The following is a 1,978-nucleotide window of genomic DNA, read 5'->3' on the forward strand; positions in this document are numbered from 1 at the left end:
TTTGAATTCCTGGGTATAACGACGGCGTGGAGTTGACATGTCCTTACTCAGTCTCACTTTCGGTATGACCCTCAAGTTTAGTCAAGACTAAGAGGGCCCGTGTCCGAAATCTCTAGAGCAGGCCACTAAGAAGCGCAGGATAGGTGTCCAGTTCAAAAAGACTAGAACGGTCGCCAATAATGCAGCCAAGAAAAATAGTTACTGCCTCACCATAATATCTAGACGAGAGCGATACCGAATAACCGCTCCGACATCAGGAATACCAAGTCGAGCTAAAAGCCCGACGATACCACTATTGCAATCGAAACGGAAAGCTCAAAAACCGTGGAGCAGAAGACATGTCCTCACCTCATCCCGGACGGCGCCGCTCACTCTCCGAAGAATCAGCACCAATAGGGCAAGGACGACAACGGGCTTTTCTGGCAGTCCAACACATTTGGGCCCTCGTTCTTGTCAGGGTGCCCTTGCATGGACGCCGGGTGACGGATCGGCGGTTTCGACGGCGCGATAGGAAGGGTCCCAGGAACCAAGACAAGAGCTATAGCTACCTTCGACCCACTGAGGAAGACAATGCCGCGCTCATGACGACAACAAATGAAAAGTGTGGTGGGACGACCCAAAAACAATGGACTCTGTTTAGAAACTCAATGATCTTTCTCGTGGCTACGCTTTGGGAAACGCCCTACCGGTGGCCGTGATCATATGTACAATGCTGACTGAATTGACTTCAGAGTACGGATTCACCACAACACCAAATATTCATGTACGACATTACCGTGCGGTTACTTCGATATGACTCACGATTTGAGAGAAAGTGAGGCGATCGCTGGATCAAGGTAGTTTCACCGATTAGCTTCGTACAAGGTTCCCCTATCTGTCAACAATTTTATAAGACGAGTATGTTTAAGAGCACCAGCTTGGTAGAACGTGGGAAATTAAGAATCGGAAAACCTGCGTCCAGTGTTCAATTTAACCGTTGTCGGTATCGTAGAGGGGCTTGATGAGAGTTATAGAACAATTCATGTGGGGGTTCCAGCCCAATTTCCGTATTGATTTAGAAATGACAGCAAATCGTGCGCTTCAAGATATTGGAGTGCAAGTAGCTCCAACAGCTCTGCTGATTGGCTTCGAGGAAGAACCAGGTGGTTTTCCCATTTGTATAGAGCCTGAAAGAACTGAAGTTGTCTCCGAGCTCTTCAGTACGGCTTTGGCCGATGGAGAAGACCTGTACAACACTCATAAATATCGCAACTTCTGGAATAGTCATGCTGGCCTTAACACAAGGTTTCATTCAGACTTGCTTGACGACTGTCGAGCGTCCGTCATCGCAAATATTCTCAATTCACATCCCGTGCATGAATTCCATCGATGGTTCGTCGGACATTCAGCCAGTGTAGGGAGGTACCGGGTCTTTCCTGTCATCGGAGTTATCCGCAATAGATGGGATTCACTCCCGGCTCTCACCAAAAGGCATGAGGAACCCAGAGCTAAATCCAAACTCTCACTTCATGAAGCTGTAGTTACTGAAGTTTTGCAAAGCGCTACCTTCTCACTATCGATTTTCGAGGAACCGGAGAGTATTCGACATCACGACAAGGAACAGATCATCCAGCGCGCGGCCGACGCGTTTGTTCACACATTTGTTTATTTCAACGGAGACCCTTTTGGCCGTGAATTGGTCTCCAAACTAAACGCTGTCTCAGCTCAGCCCTATGAGGGCAGAACAGGGGTCGGCACTATGCTGTTAGCCTCTGCCGAAAACTACACAATGGAGATGGCTTTCGAGAATTCGATTCCGTTGAGTCAAACACGCGCCTTGCGCAAAGCCTTAGAGATGACAGACTCTCGGCTCGGTAATTTTCAAGTCGGGTGAGACCAGCGTGTGTTTAGGCGGCGAGTTGTGTGTCCTCCTGTGACGGTGGGGCGGGTTGGTTAATCCAGGCCGCAGCGGGCAGCTGCAGGGTTTTGGGTAGCTGGT

1 protein-coding gene is annotated in these 1,978 nt (G+C 49.2%); it reads left to right on the forward strand.

All coding sequences use genetic code 11. The annotated features are described in order from the left end of the window. The first annotated feature begins 1,021 nt into the window (after positions 1 to 1,021). On the forward strand, positions 1,022 to 1,873 hold the full coding sequence (locus A6F49_RS14740; protein ID WP_161485831.1) for a hypothetical protein: 852 nt from the start codon (positions 1,022 to 1,024) through the stop codon (positions 1,871 to 1,873). Positions 1,874 to 1,978 lie beyond the last annotated feature (105 nt).

The organism is Enteractinococcus helveticum, from assembly GCF_001657475.1.
In the GTDB taxonomy this organism is placed as follows: Bacteria; Actinomycetota; Actinomycetes; order Actinomycetales; family Micrococcaceae; genus Yaniella; species Yaniella helvetica.

What these genes read in the sequence shown, in the direction of transcription:
- A6F49_RS14740 (WP_161485831.1), top strand. Translation starts at nt 1,022, where the DNA reads ATGTGGGGGTTCCAGCCCAATTTCCGTATTGATTTAGAAATGACAGCA.